This is a genomic window from Cupriavidus sp. FW306-01-F10A, from assembly GCF_058782785.1.
The window spans coordinates 1-4009 of record NZ_JBYSYA010000049.1 but is presented as its reverse complement, the minus strand read 5'-3'; the positions used below and the strand labels follow the sequence as shown (position 1 = coordinate 4009).

General features: G+C 62.1%; 5 protein-coding genes and 1 pseudogene. 2 read left to right on the top strand and 4 right to left on the bottom strand.

What is annotated here, in order from left to right; genetic code table 11:
- The 3 genes from AC3WLF_RS31270 to AC3WLF_RS31260 form a co-directional block, all read right to left on the bottom strand.
- Positions 1 to 170 (bottom strand): 2Fe-2S iron-sulfur cluster-binding protein (locus AC3WLF_RS31270; protein ID WP_492353469.1); only part of this gene is annotated, 170 nt, incomplete at its 3' end.
- 723 nt (positions 171 to 893) lie between these two features.
- Positions 894 to 1649 carry an IclR family transcriptional regulator gene (locus AC3WLF_RS31265; protein WP_492353468.1) on the bottom strand — a complete coding sequence of 252 codons (756 nt, stop codon included), beginning with the start codon at positions 1647 to 1649 and terminating at the stop codon, positions 894 to 896.
- Positions 1650 to 1804: 155 nt separating this feature from the next.
- Entirely contained in the window at positions 1805 to 2674 is an 870-nt protein-coding gene (locus AC3WLF_RS31260) for a fumarylacetoacetate hydrolase family protein (protein ID WP_492353467.1), read from the bottom strand.
- Positions 2675 to 2763: 89 nt separating this feature from the next.
- Here AC3WLF_RS31260 and AC3WLF_RS31255 point away from each other — a divergent pair.
- Positions 2764 to 3024, top strand: a pseudogene (locus AC3WLF_RS31255) (RNA-guided endonuclease InsQ/TnpB family protein); the annotation flags it as partial.
- 46 nt (positions 3025 to 3070) lie between these two features.
- Here AC3WLF_RS31255 and AC3WLF_RS31250 read toward each other — a convergent pair.
- Complete coding sequence (locus AC3WLF_RS31250) at positions 3071 to 3835, bottom strand: fumarylacetoacetate hydrolase family protein (protein WP_492359305.1); 765 nt, start codon at positions 3833 to 3835, stop codon at positions 3071 to 3073.
- Here AC3WLF_RS31250 and AC3WLF_RS31245 point away from each other — a divergent pair.
- A partial coding sequence (locus AC3WLF_RS31245) for a hypothetical protein (protein WP_492353465.1) occupies positions 3822 to 4009 on the top strand: 188 nt, incomplete at its 3' end. The two genes, AC3WLF_RS31250 and AC3WLF_RS31245, sit on opposite strands and share 14 nt — an antisense overlap.

The window sequence follows — 4009 nt, the reverse complement described above, 5'->3', positions numbered from 1 at the left end:
GTGCGGCAGCCACCGGCACGGCAGCTGTAGGGCATGATCCAGCCGGCGTTCAGCCCCGCCGTCAGCACCGTCGTCCCCGCCGGCACCGTATAGCTGTGCCCGCTCGGTCGTAAGGTCACCTTGAACGTCTTGTCCTCTGTCTCCGACACCCGATTGCTCCTTGTTGGCATGCGTCCGGTGAAATTCTTTAGTTTCACACAGCGGACACGTTGTTTCATTTACGCAAACTCTAGTCACCGCTCAGGGCATTGTCAAGATGCAACGGCACATTCACCGGCCGTGCCGTTCTTGCATGGCTGCCGCGGGGAAACGCATCGGCAGGCAAGGCGCACAGGGCAGGACATCGCACCTGGTCAGTACCCGCGACTCAGGGCGCACGCGCGCGAACGCCCGATGTGAAACGACCAGGCAACACGGATGTGCTGGTCAAAACGAATCGAGGGGATTTGGGTCAGGGAATGAATCGCGGAGGCATCCGGCGTACTCGCCAGCTATCGACTGGCCGCACCACTCTGCAAGCCTGCGAAGCTCGATGGCTTTGGTGCCGGCCATCGCCGTCTTGCGATCTGCCCACACGCCTTCCTCGGGGCCATTCCGCTTGACTGGTATAATTTGCGCTGTACGCAATGTTTGCCGTCTAACGAAATAAATCTAAGGCGAAACACCGTCACGCGCAAGGGGGATATACTGAAGGAACGAACGGGGGCTGACGCGCAGCATTGGGCAGGCGTCACTTTGCTGCTGGCGCCAGGCCAGGCAGCATCCGCAATTTCATTGTTTCGTTGGTGCGAGCAGGGGCCAGGCGCGCCCGCGACACGCAATCAGCAGGCAATCCGAGAGGAGCCCTGCACGTCCGGCTCGCGCCAGGCGAACCGGACCACAGCCCTGAAAGGCTAAGCAGCCGACTCGAGCTGCGCATCGGCGCAGCCAAGGGCCACTGAAATATTGCAGGCGGTAGCCAGGACCTGTTGTATGTATTCCGCCTGCAGCACCTTGGTGAGCCGGGCCTGTGGCATTGCCAATGCCACGGAGCCAACCACCTTCGATTCCCTGTCGAAGACAGGCGCCGCGATGGAAGCGCCCCCGGCCACCAGCTCGCCGAGAGAAATGGCATACCTGTTCCGACGAACCGTCTTGAGCGAGGCCTTGAGCTGATCACGCTCCTGCGCGGCAGGAATAGCGCGCAGGATTTCCACGATCGCCGCCTCGGAAAGAAAAGCCAGGATCGCCTTCCCCGGCGCGCCAACATGCAGCGGCCGCACCGTCAGCCCCGGGGCATAGGACAGCGGCTTCTTGCTCTTGAGTTCCTGGACGCACTCGCGCTTGTTGCCGCCCTGGAAAACGAACAGCGAGATCGTCTCGTCGGTCGCCTCCCATAGTTCCTGCAGGAAGGGCTGCGCGACTTGGACGACATCGGTGCTGGCCAGGAACGCATTGGCCAGCTCAACGGCAAAATGCGTCAACTCATAGGTGCGGGGGTCACCGTACGAGCGAAGCAGCCCCTTCTTCTCAAGCGTATTCAGCAGGCGGTATAAAGTCGGGCGACTGAGCGGAACGGACTCCTCGATCTTCGAGATACCCATCGACGGGGTCTCGATAAAACTGAGCAGAATATCCAGGGCGCGCTCGACCGAACGTACGCTATCCAAGCGAACTCCTCATGTATTTTCAGTGACACGCTGCCTGGCACCGGCAAAGGCAGCGCTCCATTCTGCCCGACCACGGGCGAACACCGGCAGAGCGGATTCTATCCCCAATTGCGGCATCCGGAACGCCGCCAGCCGGTATGTCCCCCATGACGTGTCTATCCGGCAAGCGTTTCCTCCTGGACCGTGTTTCTGAGAATGCCGATATTGGAGATTTCGACTTCGACGACGTCCCCGGCCCGGAGAAAGCGAGGCGGATCCTGGAACAATCCCACCCCGCCCGGCGTGCCGGTGACGATCACATCGCCGGGAACCAGGGGACAGATGGTTGAAAAGTAGGCGACCAGTTCCTCCACCCCAAAGATCATCTCGGACAGCGGGGTGCTCTGCACCTCCACGCCGTTCAGTCGCGTCACCATGGTGTTTGCGCCAATCTCCCCTGCCTCGTCAGGCGTTACCAGCCAGGGGCCAAAGGCACCGGTTCCGGCAAAGTTCTTCCCCGCGCCGATCTGCGAGGAGTGGCGCTGCCAGTCGCGCACGGAACCGTCGTTGTAGCAGGCATAGCCCGCCACATGATCGAGCGCTGCCTCCCGCGCTATGTGTCGCCCGCCCCGCCCAATGACGACCGCAAGCTCGCCTTCATAGTCGAACTTCTCGGAAACGACCGGGCGCACAAGCGGACCCAGGTGTCCGACCTGACTGGCCGCAACGCGATGGAAAATCATCGGCCGGGTCGGTGCCTCGACGCCGATCTCGTCGGCGTGCGCCTTGTAGTTGCGCGCGAGGCACCAGATGGCATGCGGATCCGTCACCACCGGATCCAGCGTCAGCCCATCGATATGGCAAGCACTGTCCCGCCCGGACTCCGCCGCGTCCCTGGCCCGGGCCAGCCCGTCATCCAGCGATAGCAAGCCTCGCATCGTCCGCGGCAAATCCGGCGCCACCTCATCCAGGCATACCACCTGCTGCGCGGACACCATGACACCCACACCTGCCCTGCCCTTGTTCTGATACGACACCAATCTCATCAGATTTGCTCCGAGAAACCTCGCCCTTCAGGGCGGGGAGTGAAAGGAGTGCTGCCGGCAGCAAGCAATCCCAAATTAGAATGACCGGCATGCTTCTCGTCTATCGCTACCGGGTGAAGTCGCTCAACGGCCTGCTCAACAAGCAGAGCCGGGCGGTGAACTACGTCTGGAACTTCTGCAATGACACGCAGAAGCACGCGCTCGAATGGGGGAAGAAGTGGCCGAGCGGGTTCGATCTGAACGTGCTGACCACGGGCAGCAGCAAGGAACTCGGCATCCATTCGGGCAAGGTCAACGCGACATGCGAGCAGTACGCGAAATCGCGTAGCCAGCATCGCCGTCCTTACTTGCCTTCGCCCGCACGTGCCCTGCGGCACCTGGCCCAGGCTCCGCGGCCTACCCTGCCTCGCCTCTCACGATCTGGAGCTGCCGGCCCAGGCCCTTGACCTCGGTGGCAACCCGGTCGCCCGGCCTGAGATACCCTGGCGGCTTCATGCCCATGCCGACGCCCTGCGGCGTGCCCGTCAGGACAATATCGCCTGGCAGGAGCCGGAAGCATCCGGTGATATAGCTGAGCAGCTTCGCCACCGGAAAGATCATGTCGCTGGTATGGCTCTGCTGCCGGATTTCATCGTTGACGCTCAGGCTCAGCGAGAGCGCCTGAGGATCCGCGATCTCGTCACGGGTCACCAGCCAAGGCCCGACCGGCGCGAAGCCCGGCGCGCTCTTGCCGATGATGAATTGCCCGCTTCGCTCGATCTGCCAGACCCGCTCGGAAACATCGTTGACGGTGCAGTATCCGGCTACGTAGTCCAGTGCATCCGCTTCATCGATCTGGTAGGCCGGGCGCCCGATCACCACGCCGAGCTCCACCTCCCAATCCGTATTCATCGAATCGCGGGGGAGGACGATGTCATCGTTGGCACCGGACAGCGAAGTGATGGCCTTGCTGAATACCATCGGATGGCGCGGTATTTCCATGTTGGCCTCTTCCGCGTGCGCCCGGTAATTCAAGCCCACGGCCACCACCTGGCGCATGCCCGACACGGGTACACCGAGGCGCGGCGTGCCGGGGACGAGCGGCAGTTTTTCCGGATTCACCGCTGCGAGCGCGTGCAGGCCTTCCGGGCTGAGGATTTCTGGAGTTATGTCCGAAACCATCGGCCACAGCGATCGGATTGCCCCATTTCCATCGAGCAAGCCCGGCTTCTCAAGGCCCTGCGGGCCATATCTCACTATTTTCATTCGTTCCTCAAGATTTCTGTCTTGTCGTTACTGCTTATCGGTTGCCGCCGAGATCGCCATGCAGGTCGGAGTCGGCATCGCCGAAGCGAT